At 61.9% G+C, this 20535-nt stretch carries 19 protein-coding genes; 15 read left to right on the top strand and 4 right to left on the bottom strand.

Annotated elements, in window-relative coordinates:
• Nucleotides 1-23: 23 nt before the first annotated feature.
• Nucleotides 24-698, bottom strand: a complete 675-nt coding sequence (locus AC07O2_RS22750) for a hypothetical protein (protein WP_495234503.1) — start codon at nucleotides 696-698, stop codon at nucleotides 24-26.
• Nucleotides 699-1258: 560 nt separating this feature from the next.
• Here AC07O2_RS22750 and msuE point away from each other — a divergent pair.
• From msuE to AC07O2_RS22710, 8 genes are read left to right on the top strand one after another with little or no spacing between them, the layout of a single operon-like run.
• The gene (gene msuE / locus AC07O2_RS22745; RefSeq protein ID WP_495234502.1) at nucleotides 1259-1846 is read left to right on the top strand and encodes an FMN reductase; all 588 of its coding nucleotides are present in this window, start codon (nucleotides 1259-1261) and stop codon (nucleotides 1844-1846) included.
• A gap of 28 nt (nucleotides 1847-1874) precedes the next feature.
• On the top strand, nucleotides 1875-3017 hold the full coding sequence (gene sfnG, locus AC07O2_RS22740; RefSeq protein ID WP_495234501.1) for a dimethylsulfone monooxygenase SfnG: 1143 nt from the start codon (nucleotides 1875-1877) through the stop codon (nucleotides 3015-3017).
• Nucleotides 3018-3028: 11 nt separating this feature from the next.
• A complete protein-coding gene (locus AC07O2_RS22735; RefSeq protein WP_495234500.1) occupies nucleotides 3029-3943 on the top strand; it encodes an ABC transporter ATP-binding protein in 915 nt (304 codons plus the stop codon).
• A complete protein-coding gene (locus AC07O2_RS22730; RefSeq protein WP_495234499.1) occupies nucleotides 3943-4839 on the top strand; it encodes a branched-chain amino acid ABC transporter permease in 897 nt (298 codons plus the stop codon). The genes AC07O2_RS22735 and AC07O2_RS22730 overlap by 1 nt, the downstream gene beginning before the upstream one ends.
• Complete coding sequence (locus AC07O2_RS22725) at nucleotides 4836-5849, top strand: branched-chain amino acid ABC transporter permease (RefSeq protein WP_495234498.1); 1014 nt, start codon at nucleotides 4836-4838, stop codon at nucleotides 5847-5849. The genes AC07O2_RS22730 and AC07O2_RS22725 overlap by 4 nt, the downstream gene beginning before the upstream one ends.
• Before the next feature lie 41 nt (nucleotides 5850-5890).
• The gene (locus AC07O2_RS22720; protein ID WP_116607054.1) at nucleotides 5891-7207 is read left to right on the top strand and encodes an ABC transporter substrate-binding protein; all 1317 of its coding nucleotides are present in this window, start codon (nucleotides 5891-5893) and stop codon (nucleotides 7205-7207) included.
• A gap of 9 nt (nucleotides 7208-7216) precedes the next feature.
• On the top strand, nucleotides 7217-7969 hold the full coding sequence (locus AC07O2_RS22715; RefSeq protein ID WP_495234497.1) for an ABC transporter ATP-binding protein: 753 nt from the start codon (nucleotides 7217-7219) through the stop codon (nucleotides 7967-7969).
• Nucleotides 7970-8020: 51 nt separating this feature from the next.
• Nucleotides 8021-8374, top strand: a complete 354-nt coding sequence (locus tag AC07O2_RS22710; RefSeq protein ID WP_495234496.1) for a FlxA-like family protein — start codon at nucleotides 8021-8023, stop codon at nucleotides 8372-8374.
• A 45-nt stretch (nucleotides 8375-8419) separates the two neighbouring features.
• Here the strand turns inward: AC07O2_RS22710 and cysK are convergent, their stop codons facing one another.
• Nucleotides 8420-9394, bottom strand: a complete 975-nt coding sequence (cysK, locus tag AC07O2_RS22705) for a cysteine synthase A (RefSeq protein WP_495234495.1) — start codon at nucleotides 9392-9394, stop codon at nucleotides 8420-8422.
• A gap of 294 nt (nucleotides 9395-9688) precedes the next feature.
• Between cysK and AC07O2_RS22700 the strand changes: the two genes are divergently transcribed.
• The 4 genes from AC07O2_RS22700 to AC07O2_RS22685 all read left to right on the top strand — a co-directional run bounded on the left by AC07O2_RS22700 (nucleotide 9689) and on the right by AC07O2_RS22685 (nucleotide 12660).
• Nucleotides 9689-10450: an ABC transporter substrate-binding protein gene (locus AC07O2_RS22700; RefSeq protein WP_495234545.1), complete on the top strand. Its 762-nt coding sequence runs from the start codon at nucleotides 9689-9691 to the stop codon at nucleotides 10448-10450.
• 68 nt (nucleotides 10451-10518) lie between these two features.
• Nucleotides 10519-11214, top strand: coding sequence for an amino acid ABC transporter permease (locus tag AC07O2_RS22695; protein WP_495234494.1), 696 nt, complete (start codon nucleotides 10519-10521; stop codon nucleotides 11212-11214).
• Between the two features lie 16 nt (nucleotides 11215-11230).
• The gene (locus AC07O2_RS22690) at nucleotides 11231-11923 is read left to right on the top strand and encodes an amino acid ABC transporter permease (protein WP_495097764.1); all 693 of its coding nucleotides are present in this window, start codon (nucleotides 11231-11233) and stop codon (nucleotides 11921-11923) included.
• A complete protein-coding gene (locus tag AC07O2_RS22685; RefSeq protein ID WP_495234493.1) occupies nucleotides 11920-12660 on the top strand; it encodes an amino acid ABC transporter ATP-binding protein in 741 nt (246 codons plus the stop codon). The genes AC07O2_RS22690 and AC07O2_RS22685 overlap by 4 nt, the downstream gene beginning before the upstream one ends.
• A 134-nt stretch (nucleotides 12661-12794) precedes the next feature.
• On the opposite strand, the gene AC07O2_RS22680 is transcribed toward AC07O2_RS22685, so the two are convergent.
• A complete protein-coding gene (locus AC07O2_RS22680) occupies nucleotides 12795-14837 on the bottom strand; it encodes an SPFH domain-containing protein (RefSeq protein ID WP_495234492.1) in 2043 nt (680 codons plus the stop codon).
• A gap of 442 nt (nucleotides 14838-15279) precedes the next feature.
• On the opposite strand from AC07O2_RS22680, the gene AC07O2_RS22675 reads away from it, so the two are divergent.
• Both AC07O2_RS22675 and AC07O2_RS22670 read left to right on the top strand, forming a co-directional pair.
• Nucleotides 15280-16212, top strand: a complete 933-nt coding sequence (locus AC07O2_RS22675) for a CysB family HTH-type transcriptional regulator (protein WP_495106330.1) — start codon at nucleotides 15280-15282, stop codon at nucleotides 16210-16212.
• Nucleotides 16213-16318: 106 nt separating this feature from the next.
• Entirely contained in the window at nucleotides 16319-17740 is a 1422-nt protein-coding gene (locus AC07O2_RS22670) for an MFS transporter (protein ID WP_495234491.1), read from the top strand.
• A gap of 13 nt (nucleotides 17741-17753) precedes the next feature.
• Here the strand turns inward: AC07O2_RS22670 and AC07O2_RS22665 are convergent, their stop codons facing one another.
• Complete coding sequence (locus AC07O2_RS22665; protein ID WP_495106328.1) at nucleotides 17754-17960, bottom strand: heavy-metal-associated domain-containing protein; 207 nt, start codon at nucleotides 17958-17960, stop codon at nucleotides 17754-17756.
• A gap of 173 nt (nucleotides 17961-18133) precedes the next feature.
• Here AC07O2_RS22665 and AC07O2_RS22660 point away from each other — a divergent pair, with 173 nt between their 5' ends.
• Nucleotides 18134-20524 (top strand): heavy metal translocating P-type ATPase, encoded by a 2391-nt coding sequence (locus AC07O2_RS22660; protein ID WP_495234490.1) that lies wholly within the window; start codon nucleotides 18134-18136, stop codon nucleotides 20522-20524.
• Nucleotides 20525-20535: the final 11 nt, after the last annotated feature.

Below are 20535 nucleotides of genomic sequence, written 5' to 3'. Positions count from 1 at the left end.
GAAAATTCAAGACAGGCTCCAGCCTACGGCAAGGCGTTAGACACATACGCTTCTCTGTTTTCGAAGAATCGCATGTTCTTCATTGACAGAACCGAGCCACACGTCGGACATGTGCGCGATATGGTTCCAGTAAACGTCGTTTCCTCGTTCAATTCGTGGCACTTTTGACACCACCAGACAAACGGAAACTTGTCCGGTAAGTCAACAGAGCAAAGCGAAACGAATTGCACTGCAGTCCTCCAAATGGACTCATCGTGGTTGTTGACGTCTAGCGAGTGATTAAATTCGCTGTACTCTTCATATCCATAAAGTCCAGGGGACAGATTTCTTGCAAGATCTATCCAGATCCAGAGGATATATGGCTCATTGCTGTCGTCTGAGAGTTGCAGCATTTCCCTCACACAGTCCCATGGTTGCAACGTCCCATTGACCGTTCTCTTGCATATGCTGCTAGCGTACGCAAGGAGTGCTTGATGCCAGTTCAAAGGTAAGGTGAGTCCTAGCTCGATAAGGCAAGATTGAAATATACGTTCAACTTGCTGCTTGTCAGGGTTCGATTCCAAGTAGCAGCTTGCCAGCTCAGCAACGCTCGGTGCGTCGCTACCTTCTTCAAGTAGTTGAGTTGCCCACTCGATGTAGTCGCGCGTCGTGAGCCATCGCTCTTCAAGTCGCTTGTAAGCTAATTCGACAAATTCCATAGCAGCAGAAGTCTGGCGCAGTAAGGCCTAGCGCAACGTCAACCGCGAAGCCTGCGGTGTAAAAGGGTCGCTTAGGTCTATGTTGCTCATCCAAATCTCCTGTATGTGGCTTGCTGACTGACTTCCCGGTAGAGTGGCTGGGCAAGTGCCCAGGTATACAAAGGCTCTACCAAACCCCGTAGGGCTTTGATGGCAATGTTAGCCGTCGATTCAGCAGCCGGTCTTCCCCCCTGCGATAAGTCAGCCCAGTGGTTCGGCAAAGACCATCCCACACCGTACCGGCCCGCAATGCTTCTTGCTGCCCGGGCAGCAACACCACCCACATCTGCTGCCCCACCAGCATCCAAAAACAGCATATGCATGCGCGCAAACCGACTATGCCGCAGGCACTGTTGCTCCAGCAGCAACACATCCGCAGCATGTTGGAAACCCAGCACACACAGCGCCCATAAAAACACCCTAAACCCTTGATTTACATCAATATTTTCTCTGGCACGCCATTCGCATAAAGCCACTGTGCTGCAAATAGGTTGCGGCTTCCAAACAGAGGTCCTATCAACATGGTGAAGAAACTCAAAGTCGTGGCTGTATCCGGTGGTTTGCAGCGCCCCTCCCGCACGCTGGTGCTGGTACAAGAATTGTTGGCCGCGCTGGGCGATGCCCTGCCTATCGACGTGCATCTGATCGAGCTCGGCAACATCGGCCCGCAGTTTGCCGGCACGCTGTACCGCAGCCAGCTGCCGGCCCACGTGGAGGCCGAAGTGGCCGCCATCGAATCCGCCGACCTGCTGATCGTGGCTAGCCCCGTGTACCGGGGCTCGTACACCGGCCTGTTCAAGCACCTGTTCGACTTCGTGCACCACGAGGCGCTGACCGATGTGCCGGTGCTGCTGGCCGCCACCGGTGGCAGCGACCGCCATGCGCTGGTGATCGACCACCAACTGCGACCGCTGTTCAGCTTCTTCCAGTCGCGCACGCTGCCGATTGGCGTGTACGCGGTGGAGAAGGACTTTGACGGCTACGAGATCAGCAGCCCCGCGCTGCGCGACCGCATTGCCCTGGCGATTGCCCGCGCCGTACCCCAGCTGTCGTACCGCGCCACCCTCGATGAAGTGACTGCCACGGCAGCAGAAGCCGTCGCCGCCTGATCCACCTCTAACGCACAGGAGTCTTCCCATGAGCAACGCATCCAGCACCCCACCCGCAGAACTCAAGTTCGCCTACTGGGTACCCAATGTCAGCGGCGGCCTGGTGGTCAGCACCATCGCGCAGCGCACCGACTGGAGCCTGGAATACAACCAGAAGCTGGCGCAGACGGCCGAGAAGGCCGGCTTTGACTACGCGCTGAGCCAGATCCGCTTCACCGCCGGCTACGGCGCCGAGTACCAGCACGAATCCGTATCCTTCAGCCAGGCGCTGCTGCATGCCACGACCAAGCTGAAAGTGATCGCCGCCATCCTGCCCGGCCCCTGGAACCCGGCCGTGGTGGCCAAGCAGATTGCCACCATCGACCACATCTCCAGCGGGCGCATTGCCGTCAACATGGTGAGCGGTTGGTTCAAGGGCGAGTTCCAGGCGATTGGCGAACCCTGGCTGGAGCACGACGAGCGCTATCGCCGCACCAACGAATTCATCCGCGCGCTCAAGGGCATCTGGACGCAGGACAACTTCAGCTTCAAGGGCGACTTCTACCGCTTCACCGACTACACGCTGAGCCCCAAGCCCATCCAAAAGCCGCACCCGGAAATCTTCCAGGGTGGCAGCTCGCGCGCGGCACGCGACAACGCGGCCAGCGTGTCCGACTGGTACTTCACCAACGGCAACACGCCCGACAAGCTGAAGGAACAGATCGACGACATCCAGACCAAGGCCGCCAAGAACGGCCACAAAGTGCGCATCGGCGTGAACGCCTTCGTCATCGCCCGCGACACCGAGGAAGAAGCCAAGGCTGTGCTGGCCGACATCATCAAACATGCCCATGTGGAAGCCGTGCACGCCTTTGGCGACGCGGTGAAGCAGGCCGGCAAGGCATCGCCCGAAGGCGAAGGCAACTGGGCCAAGTCCACGTTTGAAGACCTGGTGCAGTACAACGACGGCTTCCGCACCAACCTGATCGGCACACCGCAGCAGATCGCCGAGCGCATCGTGGCGCTGAAGGCGATTGGCGTGGACCTGGTGCTGACCGGCTTTTTGCACTTCATCGAAGAAGTCGAATACTTCGGCCAGCAAGTGCTGCCTCTGGTGCGCATCCTGGAAGCAGAGCAGGCGAAGACGTTGGCACAGCCGCAGGCCGAGCCGGCGCTGGAAGCCCTGGCCTAAGGACAGCACACATGCCCAGCGCCAGCCTAGGTCTGGACCGGCTCGCACCGGTCTCGCCGCCACCGACCACCACGCTCAGGCAAAGCACCGAGCGGCCCCGCCCTGCACGGCCCGCCCACACGGCGCCCACCGCTGCCACGGCAGTGACGCCCGTGTTGCGGCTGGAAGACATCCATCTGTCTTTTGGCGGCGTAACCGCCTTGGCGGGCGTGGACCTGTCGATTGCGGCCGGAGAAATCCGCGCCGTGATCGGGCCGAATGGTGCGGGTAAAAGTTCGCTGGTGAATGTGATCAGCGGTCTGTACCGTCCCGACCGGGGACGCGTATGGATAGGCGGCAAAGACTTTGCCCAGGTGCCCACGCCACGGCTGGCACGGCTTGGCGTGGCGCGCACCTTCCAGAACCTGGCGCTGTTCAAGGGGCTGACGGTGCGCGACAACATCGTGATGGGCCGGGTCGACACGGTGCGCTCCACGTTCATCGAGCAATGGATAGGCCTGGGCCGCGCACGGCGCGAGCGTGACGACGCGCAGGCCCGTACCGACGCGATCATGGGCTTCTTGGGCCTGCACAGCGTGCGCGAGCGCCTGGCGGGCACCCTGCCCTATGGTCTGCAAAAACGGGTGGAGCTGGCACGCGCTCTGGTGGCGCGCCCGCAACTGCTGTTGCTGGACGAACCCATGGCCGGTATGACCGTGACCGAGAAGAGCGAGATGGCGCATTTCGTGCGCGCCGCCCGCGACCAGTTCGGCACCACCATCCTGTTGATCGAGCATGACATTGGCGTGGTGCTGGCCCTGTCGAACCGCGTGGCGGTACTGGACTACGGTCGCAAGATCGCCGACGGCACACCCGCCGAAGTGCGCGACGACCCGGCGGTCATTGACGCCTATCTGGGCGTAGCCCATGCAGAAGAAAGCCTGTGATGGACGGATTTGATTTCGCCTTTTTTGCCGAAGTACTGGTCGGCGGCCTGCTTTCCGGTGTGATGTATTCGCTAGTAGCCATCGGCTTTGTGTTGATCTACAAAACCTCGGGTGCGCTGAATTTTGCGCAAGGTGCGCAACTGCTGTTTGCGGCGCTGACCTTTGTGAGCCTGGTGGAACGCGGCATCGGTTTTCCGCTGGCGCTGCTGGCCACTTTTGCACTGATGGTGCTGCTGGGCCTGGCGGTGGAGCGCGTCGTACTGCGCCCGCTGGTGAACCAGCCGCCCATTACCCTGTTCATGGCCACGCTAGGCCTGTCGTATGTGATCGAGGGCGCGGCCCAAATGCTGTGGGGCACCCAGGTGCATGCGCTGGACCTGGGCATTGCCGACGAACCGATCGAGGTGTGGGGCATCCTGATCTCCACCTTCGACCTGTTTGCCGCTGCCATTGCCGGCACCATGGTGGCGCTGCTGTCGGCCTTCTTCCGCTACACCCATGTGGGCCTCGCCTTTCGCGCCGTGGCCGACGATACCTATGCGGCGATCGCCGTAGGATTGCGCCTGCCGCGCATCTGGGCCACGGTGTGGGCGACCGCCGGCACCATCGCGCTGGTAGCGGGCCTGCTGTGGGGCGCCCGGCTGGGTGTGCAGTTTTCGCTGTCTCTGGTGGTGCTGAAGGCACTGCCGGTGCTGATGCTGGGCGGCTTTGATTCCATCTTGGGCGCCATCGTCGGCGGCCTGCTGATCGGCGCACTGGAGAAGCTGGCCGAGGTGTATCTGGGCCCCTTCGTCGGCGGCGGCATTGAAAGCTGGTTTGCCTATGTGGCGGCGTTGGCCTTTTTGCTGGTGCGCCCGTCCGGCCTGTTTGGCCAGAAGCTGGTGGAGCGCGCATGAGCAAGGCTGCATTCCCCGCCAAGGCTTGGGGCGCACCATTGGCCTTGCTATTGGTCGCCTATGGCGTGGTGCCCACGCTGGGCAGCGCCTATTTGTTCGACGCCATCCTGATCCCGTTCCTGGCGCTGTCGCTGGCGGCCGTGGGGCTGAACCTGTTGACCGGCTACGCCGGCCAGTTGTCACTGGGTTCGGCCGCCTTCATGGCCGTAGGTGCGTTCGCGGCATACAACTTCAACCTGCGCCTGCCCGGCCTGCCGCTGTTGGCCAGCATTGCACTGGCGGGCCTGTCGGCTACCGCCATTGGACTGGTGTTTGGCCTGCCCAGCCTGCGTTTGCGCGGCTTCTACCTGGCCGTGTCCACACTGGCGGCGCAGTTCTTTGTGCAGTGGGCTTTGACCAAGTTCAGCTGGTTCACCAATGACAACGCATCCGGCGTGATCGACGCACCTCCGCTACAGGTGCTGGGCTTCAGCTTTGACACACCCGTAGGCCGCTACCTGTTTGCGCTGACCCTGGTGGCGGTGTTAACTGCGCTGGTCTGGCGCCTGGTGGGTACGCAAACCGGGCACAACTTCATCGCCATCCGCGACAACGAGCTGGCCGCCCGCGTGATCGGTGTGCCGGTGCTACGCACCAAGCTGCTGGCGTTTGCGATTTCGTCCTTCATCGTCGGCGTAGCCGGTGTGCTGTGGGCCTTTGTGTACCTGCGCACGGTGGAGCCCGCGGGCTTCAACCTGGACCGCTCGTTCCAGATTCTGTTCATCGTCATCATCGGCGGCCTGGCCACCATACGCGGGGCCTTTCTGGGCGCCGCGCTGATCGTGGTGTTCCCGCTGCTGCTGTCACGCGTGGGTGCCCTGCTGTTTGGCGGCTGGTTCGATTCCGGCGTACTCGACATGACCCAGCGCATCGTGCTGGGCGCACTGATCATCTTTTTCCTCATCGTGGAACCACAAGGCCTGGCCGCCCTCGGGAGTCGCCTGCGGAAGAAGTTGTCTCCGGCTGTCTGAAAACAGCATTTCAATTCAAAAATACACGGGAGTTTTCATCCATGTCTTTCATCAAAAACCTGCGTACCGCGGCCATCGCCGCTACGCTGGCCATCAGCGGCCTGCAGGCGGCCCAGGCCGACGAGCAATTCTTTCCGCTGCAAAGCTACCGCGTAGGCCCGTATGCGGCCGGCGGCACCGGCTTCTTCGGCGGCTTCATTGACTATCTGAACCTGGTCAACACCCGCGACGGCGGCGTGGGTGGTGTCAAGCTCACCTGGGAAGAAGGCGAAACCCAGTACGAGGTTGAGCGCGGCGTGGAGGTGTACGAGCGCCTGAAAACCAAACCCGGCATCGCCGCCTGGAACCCGCTGTCGGTCGGCATTGCCTACGCGCTGATCGACCGCGTCACGGCCGACAAGGTGCCCCTGCTGACCATCAACCACGGCCGCACCGACACCACCGACGGCCGCGTCTTCAAATACATCTTCCCGCTGCTGCTCAACCCCTACAGCGAAACCTCCGGCATCGTGAACTACATCGCCGGCAAGGTGGGTGGTGAAGACAAGCTCAAGGGCAAGAAGATCGTGGTGCTGTACCACGGCTCGCCCTACGGCAAAGAGACCATCCCAATTTATGAGCTGCTGGCCAAGAAATACGGCTTCACCGTGCAGCAGATTGAAGTGCCACACCCTGGCAACGAGCAACAATCACAGTGGCTGACCATCCGCCGCGCCAAGCCCGACTACGTGGTACTGCGTGGCTGGGGCGTAATGAACCCGGTGGCATTGAAGACCGCGCAGAAGACCGGCTTCCCGGCCGACCACATCATCGGCAATGTGTGGTCCAACTCCGAAGAAGACGTGATCCCCGCCGGCGACGCCGCCAAGGGCTATGTGGCCATCACCAGCGTGGCTGCGGGCACGCAGTTTCCCGTGGTGCAGGACATCGTGAAGACGGTGTACGACGCCGGCAAGGGCAATCTAGAAGACAAGAAGCGCATCGGTACGCGCTACCACAACCTGGGCATTTTGAACGGTATCTTGAACGTGGAAGCCATCCGCATCGCTCAGGCCAAGTTTGGCAAGCGCACGCTGACCGGTGACGAAATCCGCTGGGGCCTGGAGAACCTGAAGATCGACGAAGCCCGCGCCGCCGCACTGGGTGCCAAGGGTCTGTTCCACTCCATCAACGTGACCTGGGACAACCACGAAGGCGATGGCCGCGTGGCCTTCCAGCAGTGGGATGGCAGCAAATGGAATGTGGTGTCCGACTGGATCGCCCCCGACTGGAAACTGCTGCGCCCCATCATTGAAAAGTCGTCCCTGGCCTACGCCAAGGAGAAGAACATCAAGGTACGCACCAGCATCAACGATTGAAACCCAACCATGCTGCAAATTGATGCTGTCGAAGCGGTTTACCAAAATGCCATCGCGGCCTTGCATGGCGTGAGTCTGGACGTACGGGCAGGCGAAATCCACGCCTTGCTCGGGGCCAACGGCGCAGGCAAATCGACCACGCTGAAAGCCGTATCCAACCTGCTGCCGGCACAGCGCGGCAAGGTGACTGCGGGCAGAATCGTGTTTGACGGGCATGACGTGGGCCGTACCAGCCCGGCCGCGCTGGTGCGGCTAGGGCTGGTGACGGTACTCGAAGGACGGCACTGCTTTCGCAGCCTGACGGTGGAGGAAAACCTGCTGACCGGTGGCCTGGGCCGCAGCGCCAGCCGGGCCGAGTTGGCCCAGGATCTGGAGCGCGTCTACGCCATCTTTCCGCACCTACGGGACAAGCGCCGTGCACTGGCAGGGCTGACCTCCGGCGGGGAACAGCAGATGACAGCCATTGGCCGCGCGCTGATGTCACGCCCGCGCCTGCTGGTGCTGGACGAACCGTCCATGGGCCTGGCGCCCCTGGTGGTGCAAGACATCTTCCGGCAGCTCAAAAGGCTGAACCAGGACGAGGGTCTGAGCATTCTGGTTGCCGAGCAGAACTCCACTGTCGCCCTGCAATATGCAGACCGGGCCACGGTACTGGACACAGGGGTAGCCGTACTGACGGGCACCACCGCAGAGCTACGGCAGCGCTCGGATATCCAGTCGTTCTACTTTGGTGAGGCCATAGCGGAGGAATTGGCAGGCTAATACCGCCCATTTCATCCTCAAGTCCGCGCGCCAGCGGCCGATAAAGTAGGCATGAACGTCTCATCCATCAGCGCAACGTCGTCCTCCGCCTCGTCAGGCAGCGGGACTTCTGACGCCATCGCCAAGCTGCAAAAGCAGATCCAGGCAGTGACGACCGAGTTGAAAAACCTGGCCGCCAGCGACATGGATGCCAAGGCCAAGGAAACCCAAAGCCAGTTGCTGCAGAATGAAATCCAGATGCTGCAGGCGCAAATCGCCGCCCTGCAACAGCAGCGCCAACAAGCTGACGCGTTGCAAATCCAGAAAAATTCCAAGCCAGACGCAGCCGACGCTGCTGCGCAAGCGCCAACTGCGCCCAAAAAACGTACGCCGGGGCTGGGTGAGTTGATCGACACCTACGCTTGAGGCATATCTGAGGCCCCTGCCTCAGAGCCGGTCCCTCAGCAGCTGCTATACAACGGCACCAGTCGCATCAAACACACCTTCAAACAAGGCTGAGCTCAGATAGCGCTCACCCGAATCCGGCAGCACCACGACGATGGTTTTGCCCTCGCTCTCCGGCTTGTGGGCCCAGCGCACAGCAGCGGCCACGGCCGCGCCGCAGGAAATGCCGGACAAGATGCCCTCCTCGCGCGCCAACCGCCGCGCATAGTCCAGCGCCTCGTCGTTGCTGACCTGCTCTATGGCATCCACCAGCGACAGGTCCAGCACATCGGGCACGAAGCCAGCGCCTATGCCCTGGATCTTGTGCGGTGCGGGTTTCAGCTCTTCACCGGCGCGCTTTTGCGTCAGCACCGGGCTGGCCGATGGTTCCACGGCCACCGAAATAATGGCCTTGCCCTGGATCTGCTTGATGTAGCGCGACACGCCGGTGATGGTGCCGCCGGTCCCCACGCCCGACACCAGGATGTCGATGCGGCCCTCGGTGTCCTGCCATATTTCAGGGCCGGTGGTGGTGGCATGGATGGCTGGGTTGGCCGGGTTCTGGAATTGCTGCAGCAGCACGTATTTGGGGTCGCTGGCCGCTATTTCCTCGGCCTTGGCGATGGCGCCTTTCATGCCCTTGGCACCCTCGGTCAGCACCAGCTTGGCGCCGTAGGCCAGCAGAATCTTGCGCCGCTCAATGCTCATGGTTTCGGGCATGGTCAGGGTGATAGGAATGCCTTTGGCTGCCGCCACAAACGCCAGGGCGATGCCGGTATTACCACTGGTGGGCTCCACAATTTCCTTGCCGGGGCCTAGCAAACCGCGCTTTTCCGCGTCCCAAATCAGCGCCGCACCGATACGGCATTTGACCGAATAGGCAGGGTTACGGCCCTCGATCTTGGCCAGCACCGTGGCCTTGGCACCATCGGTAATGCGCTTGAGGCGGACCAACGGCGTGCGTCCTATGGACAAGGAGTTGTCTGCGTAAATCGCGGTCATGGTGGGCGTTCTCCGTGGTGAAAAAGACCACTTTAGGATCAAAGCGTGGTGGCTCCAACGAAGAAAAAATCAGTTCCATACAAGCTGTATGTATGAGAACCTGACTACGGCCTATTGCCACATCGCTTATGCGTTTTTCCATCTTGAATATCGCCATTCATTCGTTCACAGCATGTAGCGGCATGCCTACAGTCGGCCTCCTCATTACTTCTCTGAGCGAACCACACAATGCCATTCCGTCCTGCCGCAATCATTGCCACCGCACTCACTGCGACCCTGTTGTCCCACGCCGCAATGGCCGACCAATTGGATGACATCAAGAAAAAAGGCGAGCTGGTCATCGGCGTACTGGGCACCGACGAACCCAACAGCTTTGTCGATCCCAAGACCCGCGAAATCGTGGGCTACGAGGTGGACATCGCCAATGCCATCGCCAAGAAGATCGGCGTCAAGCCCGTGTTCAAACAGCTGGCCGTGGCCGCCCGTATTCCCGAGCTACAACAAGGCCGGGTGGACATCCTGGCCGCGTCGCTGACGCATAACAAGGAACGTGAAGCGCAGGTGGACTTTTCTCTCACCACCTTCGTCACCGGCCAGAAGGTGCTGGTGAAGACCGCTAGCGGTATCAACGACCTGCCCCAGTTGGGCGGCAAGAAGGTGCTGACCGTGAAGGGCGGAACGCAAGAGCCAAACATCCGCAAGGCCGTGCCTGGCGTGGATGTGGTGACCTTTGAAACCACGCAGCAGGCCTTTCTGGCACTGCAGCAGGGCAAGGGCGTGGGATATGTAAATGACGAGGCCTCGTTGGTCAACGACTACGCCAAGCTGGGTGCAGCCAAGAAGGACTACGCCATCCTGTCGCAAAGCATCAGCGTGGAGCCCCTGGCCCTGGGTCTGAAGAAAGGCGAAAAGAGCCTGAAGACCACGGTGGACGGCGTGCTGCGTGAACTGGAAAGCTCGGGCGAAGCCGACAAGCTGTTCGTCAAATGGTATGGCCCCGCCACCAAGCTGCAGTTCGACAAGCGCAGCTTCAAGATCGACAGCGACCAAATCTAACCGCGATTTTTCGTGCCTGTCCGCACCACCTCTGCACGGGGTGGTGCGGATTCTTTTTATAGCTGCACATGCTGAATTTTGATCTGAACCTGCTGCTGACCGGCCAGTACCACGACTGGCTGCTCAGCGGCCTCGTGCTGTCACTGCAGTTGGCCGGCATCACCCTGGTGCTGGCGCTGCCGCTGGGCATGGTGGTCGCCCTGCTGCGCCTGTCGCCCTTTCGCTTGCTGCGCAGCCTGGGCTGGCTGTATGTGGAGAGCATACGCAACGTACCGCTGTTGGCGCACCTGTTGTTCTGGTACTTCGGCGCACCCGAGTTGCTGCCCGACCCGGTAAAGGAATGGCTGTACGCCGGCAATATCGAGGCGCTGAGCGCCATCGTCGCGCTGACGCTGTACACGGCAGCCTATATGGCCGAAAACATACGCAGCGGCATACGCGCCGTACCCACGGTGCAGACCGAGGCCAGCCGCGCACTGGGTTTTGGCTTCATCGCCACCATGCGCCTGGTGGTGCTGCCGCAAGCGCTGCGCGTGACCATACCGCCACTGCTGTCGCAAACACTGAACCTGTGGAAGGACACCAGCGTGGCCACCGTTATCGGCGTGGCCGAGATGATGTACCAGGCGGCCAAAGTTGAATCGGCCACCTTTCGCAGCATGGAGCCCTTTGCCTTCACCACCAGCGCCTACCTGGCGGTGGCGCTGCTGATCACCGGCCTGGGCGTCTGGTACCAGCACCGCTACCCGGTGCGTTCCATATAAGCAGGCGACCACAAGCATGTTGGAACTGATACAAACCTACTGGATTTACTTTCTGGTCGGCCAGTACCCGAACGGGCCGCTGGGCGGCTTGGCGCTGACCGTTTCGCTGGCGGCGCTGGCGCTGCTGCTGGCCCTGCCGCTGGGGCTGCTGCTGGGCTTGGCACGCGTCAGCCCCTGGCGCTGGCTGCGCTGGCCCATCACCGCGCTGGTGTTCCTGGTGCGCAGCGTGCCGCTGCTGATGGTGATCTTCTGGGCCTACTTCTTCCTGCCCAGCATCACCGGCCACAAGACCGAGCAGTTCAGCACCATGCTGATGGCGCTGGTGCTGTTCGACGGCGTGTACCTGGCCGAGATCGTGCGCGCCGGTGTGCTCGGCGTGCCCAAGGGGCAGATGGAGAGTGCACGCTCGCTGGGCTTCAGCTACCTGGCCGCCATGCGCCTGGTGATCCTGCCGCAGGGCCTGCGCCACATGCTGCCCTCGCTAGTGAACCAGTTTGTGGACTCCATCAAGGCCACCTCGCTGGGCTACATCATCGGCCTGACCGAGGTGTCCTTTATTGCCGCGCAGATCAATACCCAGGTGTTCACCCAGAGCACCCAGGTCTACACCCTGCTGGCCCTGACTTATTTTGTGCTGTGCTTCGGCCTGTCGCGCTTCGCCTTCTGGCTGGAACGGCGCAGCACCCTCTCTGTGAAAGCAAGCGCATGATCCAGTTTCAACAAGTCCAAAAATGGTATGGCGATTACCATGCGCTGGTAGATGTGTCTGAGACCATAGAGCGTGGTGAAGTGGTGGTGGTCTGCGGCCCGTCGGGCTCGGGCAAGTCCACGCTGATACGCACGCTGAACCGGCTGGAGTCCATCCAGTCTGGCCAGATTCTGATCAACGGGGAAGACATCCACCGCCGGGGCGTGGACCTGAACCGCTTTCGCTCCGGCATAGGTTTTGTGTTCCAGCAGTTCAACCTGTTCCCGCATTTGACAGCGCTGCAGAACTGCACACTGGCGCCGGTACGCCTGCGCGGCCTTACGCCCACCGCAGCTCGGGAAGAAGCCCTGGCCCTGCTGGACCGCGTGGGCCTAGCGCACAAGGCCGATGCCTACCCCAACGCGTTATCCGGCGGCCAGCAGCAGCGCGTGGCCATCGCCCGCGCTCTGGCCATGCAGCCGCCGCTGATGCTGTTCGACGAGCCCACCAGCGCACTCGACCCGGAGATGGTGGGCGAGGTATTGCAGGTCATGCGCGCCCTGGCCAAGGACGGCATGACCATGGTCTGCGTCACCCACGAAATGGGCTTTGCCCGCGAGGTGGCCGACCGCGTGCTGTTCATGGACGCCGGCCGGGTGCTGGAGCGCGCCGACCCGCACAGCTTCTTCAGCCAGCCGCAGCACCCACGCGCCCAGCAGTTCCTGGCCGATATCCGCTCACCGCATACGCGGGCGTGAGCGGCATATACACAAGGATTAGCTATCAAATAAATAGCATACTGCGTAGGTACTATCTGCGCCAGTGGCACATTTCTCTCGGTTAAATCCCGGTCCCGCAGCGCAGATGCAGGCTACACATGCATTCCGCCAATTTATGAGCCCGTGTGGGCTATATGCCCCGTGCGCTGATCCCTCACCAGCCCTGCAAGCAAAACGTCCACCAAGGTACCGCCCTCCTTCGACCCTCCATTCACAACTACCTCGGGTACCAGTTTCACGCCTGCGGAAGCCAGTGCCTGTGCGACCTGCACGATTGCATAGTTACCTGACTCCATGGAGTCAATCTTCTGCTTGATCACCGTCGCTTCCGCCTGCCCGACCGCCAACGTTTTGCCGGCTTCGGCCTCGCCGGTTACCCGGATCACCTCTGCGTCCGCGCTGGCATTGATCTTTTTCGCCCGCGCAGCGCCGTCAGCCGTCTTCACGGCGGCCTGGGCAGAGAAGTCGGCAATGGCAACCTTACGCTCAGCGTCTACAACCTGCGCCTGGGTGTTGGCCAGTGCAGTGGCTTGCTCCAGTTGCTGCTTCACGCCCTGGGCTTCCATCTGGGTGTTGTAGGTAACTTTCTCTTGTTCGGCGATCTTGCGATCGGTCAAGGTTTTCATAAGGTCGGCCGGCGGGCTGATATCACCAATCAAGGTCTCCACAGCCCCCACGTCGTAGTCCTTCAATGCGCGGGCAATAGCTTCCTTGGCATCGGCTTGGCGCTCTGTACGTTTCTTCAGAAAGTCGATGACGTCGGAACTCTGCGCAGCATTGCGGAAGTAGTTGCCAATAGTGGGCTCCAGTACCTGTGTCACCAGCGCTTCCATGCTGCCAAAGCGCGCAATGACCTTGGGGGCATCGTTACGCGGAATATGGATGATCTGGCTGACATCCAAGTTGAAGGTGAAACCGTCAGCCGAACGAACCGAAATGGTGGATAGGTTGGCGTCCAGCTTGTGGGCTTCCATTTTGCCGGTCGCCCAATTCAGTACGACGTTCGCGGTCGGGACCACCCGCACCTTGTGGGTATAGGTATTGACTGCGTATTTTCCTGGATCGAGAACATCTACCCAGACACCTTTCTCACCGCGGCGCACCATATTGGCATGCTTGAATTCGACCCCCGTCACATCGTCACCGGCCTTGCCAACGAATGCGACAACAACGCCGACCGAGGCGATAGGCACTTCGGTCATGTCGATGATCTCGACAGTCGCAAACATGGGGTTGATGAAGTAGCGTCCGGCAAGCAATACCTGCTCCTGCAGGCCCTTGGTACCACCGTTGTCCACAAACGCCTGGGGGTCCTGAAACAAGTTGTGGCCGGGCACTTCGGAGCCAGCGATTTCACCGGTCTTCAAGGACGCACCTTCACGCGTCGTCACAATGCCAACCTTGTTGTCTGGCACGTCCTGCACCGCAGCCATGGAAACCTTGAACAGCCGTGGATTGATCCGGTATTTGCCTTGCGGAATGATGGTCATTTGGGGACCACGCTCACCACCTTTACTCATGAAGGCCTGTGCATCCTGGAACGAATCACAGGCAACTTGCTTACCAATAATGCGACCGCCAGACAGCGCCTGCCCATCCCGCGCCTCAACAATACCAATCTTGCCCGGTTCGATCACAGTCATGGTGTCGATGTGCACCGTGAAAAGCAGAGTGTTGATACGCCATGCACCAGGCGGAATAACCGACATCTGTACCCCGCGCTCACCGCCATTGACCAGGAACGCACGTGCATCCTGGAAGTTGTCGCACACAACCTGCTTGGCGATCACCCGTCCGTCGGGCAATGGCGTCCCGTCGCAAGCTTCGATGACTGCAATACTGCCATCGGGAACAATCACAAACTTCACCAGTTCGATGGTGTATTGCCAGGGCCACAAGAAAAAATGCAACCCAGGCGCCAGGGTATCGGCTTGCAGGCCCGCCTCCCCCATGAGCGCCACAATTTTTCCTGGAGGCAGTTCCCGGTTGGCGCCAAACAGCACAAATTTTTTGGTGATGGTGCCAATGGAATCGTCAGGCACGATCACCACGCCAAAGAGCCGAAAGGTCCACTTGTAGAACGCAAAGAATGCCAGTATCACGGCAACGGTTAACACGACGCCTATATGGTTAAAAACGACATCACCCATGTCCATATTCATCTTTCTTGGTTGGATTTCTTGAGAGTTTCGGAGCCTTCTGAGACACCCATTCCAGGATGTCTAGATGGACGAAGGTGGATGAACGCAGCTTCGCGGTTCACCCCAAATAGTAGGCCTCCGCTAGAGGGAAAATATCGAGGCTTTGGCAAGCGCCTGGAAAACAGCCTGTACTGACAGGTTTTCAGTGTGCTCTTGCGACTATTCGAATACTTGGCCTGCGGAACGATCATGTGCTGACCTCAGTATGCACAGTTTGTCGCCCTATCCCGTCAACTCTGGCGCTACCCATCCACCATTTTGAGAAGACCCCAAAGTTCTACTTACACCAACTCAATAGATCGATTAACTATATGGAATAAACAATTTATTCTTTTGAGAAATAATATTTACGCCAAATAATCGCCGCTGGTTTGGTTATCAGGCAGGGCTTTTCCCCATGAATTTTCAGCAATTACGCTCCGTGCGCGAGACGGTGCGGCGCGGTTTCAATCTGACCGAAGTGGCCAATGTGCTGCACACCTCGCAGCCCGGCGTGAGCCGCCAGATCCGCGAGTTGGAAGAAGAGCTGGGCATTGAGCTGTTCGTGCGCGCCGGCAAGCGGCTCACCGGGCTGACAGACCCGGGCGGCCATGTGCTGCCCATCATTGAACGCATGCTGCTGGACAGCAATAACCTGCGCCGCGCCGGCGAGGAATACATGTCCCAGCAAAACGGCCAGCTGGCCATCGCCGCCACCCATTCCCAGGCCCGCTATGCGCTTCCGGCGGCGGTGCAGGAATTCCGCACACTGTTCCCCAGCGTGACCTTCCACCTGCACCAGGGCTCACCCGGCCAGGTGGCCGAAATGCTGCTGTCCGGCGAGGCCGATGTGGGCATTGCCACCGAGGCGCTGGACCAATACGAAGAGCTGGTGGTGCTGCCCTGCTACCGCTGGACGCACTCGGTCATCGTGCCGCCCGGCCACCCGCTGCTGGACGCACCGCTGACGCTGGAGCGCCTGGCCGCCTACCCGCTGATCACCTACGACAACGGCTTTACCGGCCGCACGCGCATCAACGACGCGTTCGCCCAGCAGCAACTGACGCCGCACATCGCCCTGGCCGCCATGGATGCCGACGTCATAAAAACCTATGTGGAGCTAGGCATGGGCGTGGGCATCGTGGCGTCCATCGCCTTCGAGGCAGAACGCGACCTGTCGCTGCGCGCCATCGACGCGGGCGAGCTGTTCGGCATCAACCTGACCAAGCTGGCGGTGCGACGGGGCAGCTATCTGCGCAGCTATGTGTACGCCTTCATCGCCTCATTTGCTCCCACGCTGACGCGGGAGGTGGTGGAACAGGCACTGGGCCAGAACAACTTCGCCGGCTGATCTCCGTTGGCCCGCGAGCCGCGAGTACCCTAGCTGCCCATACTGTTTACGGCTTGCCGTTAGTATCGGCCGCATTCGGGTTACTACTTAGTCAAGCCCGCTACCCATGCCCTCGGCCGCGCTGCGGGGCTTCCTGATTTCGCCCATGTCCGACCTGTCGTCCACCTCACCCACGGCACACACAGCCGCCATCAGCCAACCCAAAAGCCACGAGGTGCTGGCGTTAGTAGCCATCCTGCTGGGCGTGGTGCTCAGCGCACTGGACACCGCCATCGCCAACACCGCCCTGCCGGCCATCGCGGCGGACTTGCACGCACCGGCGGCCAACTCCATCTGGATCATCAACGCCTACCAGTTGGCTGTAGTGGCGACCCTGCTGCCGTTTGCTGCCCTGGGCGACCTGGTGGGGCCGCGGCGCATCTTCATCGGCGGCCTGGCGCTGTTTACCGCCGCTTCGCTGGCCTGCGCGTTTGCCAGCACCCTGCCCCAATTGGCTTTTGCGCGTGCCTTGCAGGGCATTGGCGGCGCCGGAGTGATGAGCGTGAACATCGCGCTGATACGGCTGATCTACCCACCCGCGCGCCTGGGCCGTGGTGTGGGCATGAACGCGCTGGTGGTCGGCATAGGCTTCACTCTGGGCCCGGCGGTGGCATCGCTGGTGCTGGCGGTGGCGTCCTGGCCCTGGCTGTTTGCCATCAATGTGCCGCTTGGCCTGCTGGCCCTGGCGTTTGCGTTCACTTCGCTGCCGCAATCGCCCCGGCGTGGCCATGGCTTTGACCCCTTGGCCGCCGCGCTGACCGCCGTGACCTTCTCGGCGCTGATCTTCGCCTTGGGCTCAGCCGCCCAGCGTGAGGCAGCGACGGTGGTGTTGCCGCCCCTGGGCCTGAGCCTGGTCACCGGCCTGCTGCTGTTGCGGCGCCAGGCCGGCCACCCTGCACCCGTGCTGCCGGTAGACCTGTTCCGCCGTCCGATGTTTGCGCTGTCCACCATTACCGCCATGGCGTCTTTCGCGGCCCAGGGCCTGGCCTTTGTGTCGCTACCTTTCTACTTTGAAGAGGTGCTGCACCGCAACCCGATCGACACCGGCTTTCTGATGATGTCCTGGCCGGTAATCGTGGCCCTGGCCGCACCGATAGCGGGCCGCATGTCTGACCGCTACCCGCCGGGCCTGCTGGGCGGCGTGGGCCTGGCGCTGCTAACCCTGGGCATGGCGTCGCTGGCGCTGCTGCCGGACAACCCGCACACACTGGACATCGTGCTGCGCATGGCGCTCTGCGGCGCGGGTTTTGGCTTCTTCCAGTCACCCAACCTGAAGGCGCTGATGTCCAGCGCGCCACCCGAGCGCAGCGGCGGCGCCAGCGGCGTGATCGGCATGGCGCGGCTGCTGGGCCAGACGGTGGGCGCCGCCCTGGTGGCCCTGTGCTTCAGCCTGGCCGGCATGCAAGGCTCCACCTGGGCACTGTCGTTGGGCGCCGCATCAGCCGGCCTGGCGTCCATCGCCAGCTTTGCCCGACTGTGGGCTCGCTGAACCGACGCGATTACTAGACCGCTAACGGGACCGGCGTATAGCCCGCGTCGCTGATGGCCTCCCGCAGGGCCTGCACATCGGCTTCGCGGCTCTCAATGTCCACGCGGTGCGCCGACAGATCGATATGCACCTGGGCGGCCTGGTCGGTGGCCTGTACGGCCTTGGTGATGGTGCTGGCGCAGTGGCCGCAGGTCATGTCTTGGACTTCGAAGCTGATCATGGAATGTTCCTTGTTGGTGGATAGATGGGCATACTATGAACCTTCACATGATGGCAAGGTCAAGCAGGATTTTTCAGCAACCACCCTGGCTGCATTGATTTTCCAAACAAATCCTTGACATTGCCATGGTGGGAAGCTTCAACATGAAGCCGATTTCACCACACACAAACACTATGTCTTCCACCCTCGCAGCCCCCCTTCAACTCGGCATTACCGGCATGAGCTGCGCATCCTGCGTGTCGCGGGTGGAAAAAGCGCTCAAAGCCGTGCCGGGCGTACACGAAGCCAGCGTCAACCTGGCCACCGAACAAGCCTCGGTACAGGCCGACGCCACGGTAGGCACCGCCACGCTGGCAGCGGCCGTGCAGCGCGCCGGCTATGCGGTGCAAACCACCGAGAGCAACCTGCAGATTGAAGGCATGAGCTGCGCGTCCTGCGTGGGCCGCGTGGAGAAAGCCTTGCTGAAGCTGCCCGGCGTGCTGTCCGCCTCGGTGAATCTGGCCACGGAGAAAGCCACCGTACAGGTCCTGTCCAACGTGACGCCAGCGGCGCTGAAAGCCGCCATCGCCAAAGCCGGTTACACCGCCAAAGACCTGGCCGCACCCGCACCTGCCCGGCGACTGCCGGACTGGTGGCCGGTAGCCGTCGCCACGATACTCACCCTGCCCCTGGTCTTGCCCATGCTGCTCGGCTGGCTGGGCATCGATGCCATGCTGGACGGCTGGACACAGTGGGCGCTGGCCACGCCGGTGCAATTCTGGCTGGGCGCACGCTTTTACCGTGCCGGCTGGGGTGCTTTGCGCGCGCGCACCGGCAATATGGACCTGCTGGTGGCGCTGGGTACCAGCAGCGCCTATGGCCTGTCGGTCTACCTGCTGTTCCAGCATGCGGGCCACGGCATGCCGCACCTGTACTTTGAAGCCTCTGCCGCCGTCATCACCCTGGTGCTGCTGGGCAAGTGGCTGGAGGGCCGGGCCAAGCGGCAGACCGCCGACGCTATCCGCGCGCTGAATGCGCTACGCCCCGCCACGGCCCGGGTGCAGCGCGGCACCGAGCTACTGGAGCTGCCGGTAGACCAGCTGGTGCTGGGCGACCTGGTGCTGGTGCGGCCCGGCGAACGCATTGCCGTGGATGGCGAAGTAGTCGAAGGCAGCAGCCATGTGGACGAATCGCTGATCACCGGTGAAAGCCACCCCCTGGCCAAAACCGTGGGCGACCATGTCACCGGCGGCGCCATCAACGCCGAGGGCGCGCTGACGCTAGCCACCCGTGCCCTGGGTGCCGAAACGCGGCTGGCCCGCATCATCCGCCTGGTGGAATCTGCCCAGGCAGCCAAGGCACCGATCCAGCGCACGGTGGACAAAGTCAGCGCGGTGTTTGTGCCCGTGGTGCTGGGCATTGCGCTGCTGACATTGGTGGGCTGGCTGCTGGTGGGCGCCGACGTGTCCCAGGCGATCCTGAATGCCGTGGCGGTGCTGGTCATCGCCTGCCCCTGCGCATTGGGCCTGGCCACGCCCACGGCCATCATGGCGGGCACCGGTGTGGCCGCGCGGCACGGCATTCTGATCAAGGACGCGGAAGCACTGGAGGTGGCCCACGCTGTCACCACCGTCACTTTCGACAAGACCGGCACGCTGACCCAGGGCCAGCCCTCTGTGGTGGCGGTGCTGCCCGCCACCGGCCAGAGCCGCGACGAGGTATTGACCCTGGCCGCTGCCTTGCAGCACAGTAGCGAACATCCGCTAGCCCGCGCGGTAGACCGCCAGGCACAGACCGAGCAATTGCCGGTGCCCGCCGCCCAACAGGCCCGCGCGCTGCCGGGGCGCGGGGTCGAAGCCGTGGTGGACGGGCAGCTGTACCAGCTGGGCAGCAGCCGCCTGCTGCAAGGGCTGGACTTGGGTCCCTTGGCGGCACAGGCCCAAAGCCTGGAAGCGAAAGGACGCACTATTTCCTGGCTGCTGCGCCAAGACAGCACACCCACATTGCTGGGCCTGCTGGCCTTTGGTGATGCCATCAAACCCACGGCCCGAGCGGCGGTGGCCCGCCTGCACGCCCAGGGCATTGCCACGGTGATGCTGACCGGCGACAACCGCGGCAGCGCCGAAGCCGTGGGTCAGGCGCTGGGCATACAGCAGGTGCAGGCCGAGGTGTTGCCCGCCGACAAGGCCACCGCCGTGCAAGCCCTGCGCACCGCTGGCCAGGTAGTGGCCATGGTGGGCGACGGCATCAACGACGCACCGGCCCTGGCCACGGCCGACGTGGGCATCGCCATGTCCACCGGCACCGACGTGGCCATGGAAACGGCCGGCATCACCCTGATGCATGGCGACCCCGGCCTGGTGGCCGACGCGCTGGACATTTCGCGGCGCACCTATGCCACCATCCGGCGCGGTCTGTTCTGGGCTTTTGCCTACAACGTGGTCGGCATACCGCTGGCGGCCCTGGGCTGGCTGAACCCGGTGGTGGCTGGTGCGGCCATGGCCTTGAGCAGCGTCAGTGTGGTCGCCAACGCCCTGCTGCTGAGCCGCTGGCGGCCCGCTGCACCCACGGAGAAAAAAGCATGAATACAGCCATC

This window comes from Rhodoferax sp. GW821-FHT10B06 (genome assembly GCF_059415605.1).
The sequence above is the reverse complement of the archived record's forward strand: the minus strand, read 5'-3'. Positions and strand labels throughout refer to the sequence as shown.

Coding starts and splice junctions, on each gene's coding strand:
- AC07O2_RS22700 (WP_495234545.1), top strand. CDS start 9,689: ATGGCCGACCAATTGGATGACATCAAGAAAAAAGGCGAGCTGGTCATC.
- AC07O2_RS22660 (WP_495234490.1), top strand. CDS start 18,134: ATGTCTTCCACCCTCGCAGCCCCCCTTCAACTCGGCATTACCGGCATG.
- AC07O2_RS22695 (WP_495234494.1), top strand. CDS start 10,519: ATGCTGAATTTTGATCTGAACCTGCTGCTGACCGGCCAGTACCACGAC.
- msuE (WP_495234502.1), top strand. CDS start 1,259: ATGGTGAAGAAACTCAAAGTCGTGGCTGTATCCGGTGGTTTGCAGCGC.
- AC07O2_RS22670 (WP_495234491.1), top strand. CDS start 16,319: ATGCCCTCGGCCGCGCTGCGGGGCTTCCTGATTTCGCCCATGTCCGAC.
- cysK (WP_495234495.1), bottom strand. CDS start 9,394: ATGACCGCGATTTACGCAGACAACTCCTTGTCCATAGGACGCACGCCG.
- AC07O2_RS22690 (WP_495097764.1), top strand. CDS start 11,231: ATGTTGGAACTGATACAAACCTACTGGATTTACTTTCTGGTCGGCCAG.
- AC07O2_RS22685 (WP_495234493.1), top strand. CDS start 11,920: ATGATCCAGTTTCAACAAGTCCAAAAATGGTATGGCGATTACCATGCG.
- AC07O2_RS22735 (WP_495234500.1), top strand. CDS start 3,029: ATGCCCAGCGCCAGCCTAGGTCTGGACCGGCTCGCACCGGTCTCGCCG.
- AC07O2_RS22710 (WP_495234496.1), top strand. CDS start 8,021: ATGAACGTCTCATCCATCAGCGCAACGTCGTCCTCCGCCTCGTCAGGC.
- AC07O2_RS22665 (WP_495106328.1), bottom strand. CDS start 17,960: ATGATCAGCTTCGAAGTCCAAGACATGACCTGCGGCCACTGCGCCAGC.
- AC07O2_RS22680 (WP_495234492.1), bottom strand. CDS start 14,837: ATGGACATGGGTGATGTCGTTTTTAACCATATAGGCGTCGTGTTAACC.
- AC07O2_RS22725 (WP_495234498.1), top strand. CDS start 4,836: ATGAGCAAGGCTGCATTCCCCGCCAAGGCTTGGGGCGCACCATTGGCC.
- AC07O2_RS22750 (WP_495234503.1), bottom strand. CDS start 698: ATGGAATTTGTCGAATTAGCTTACAAGCGACTTGAAGAGCGATGGCTC.
- sfnG (WP_495234501.1), top strand. CDS start 1,875: ATGAGCAACGCATCCAGCACCCCACCCGCAGAACTCAAGTTCGCCTAC.
- AC07O2_RS22730 (WP_495234499.1), top strand. CDS start 3,943: ATGGACGGATTTGATTTCGCCTTTTTTGCCGAAGTACTGGTCGGCGGC.
- AC07O2_RS22720 (WP_116607054.1), top strand. CDS start 5,891: ATGTCTTTCATCAAAAACCTGCGTACCGCGGCCATCGCCGCTACGCTG.
- AC07O2_RS22675 (WP_495106330.1), top strand. CDS start 15,280: ATGAATTTTCAGCAATTACGCTCCGTGCGCGAGACGGTGCGGCGCGGT.
- AC07O2_RS22715 (WP_495234497.1), top strand. CDS start 7,217: ATGCTGCAAATTGATGCTGTCGAAGCGGTTTACCAAAATGCCATCGCG.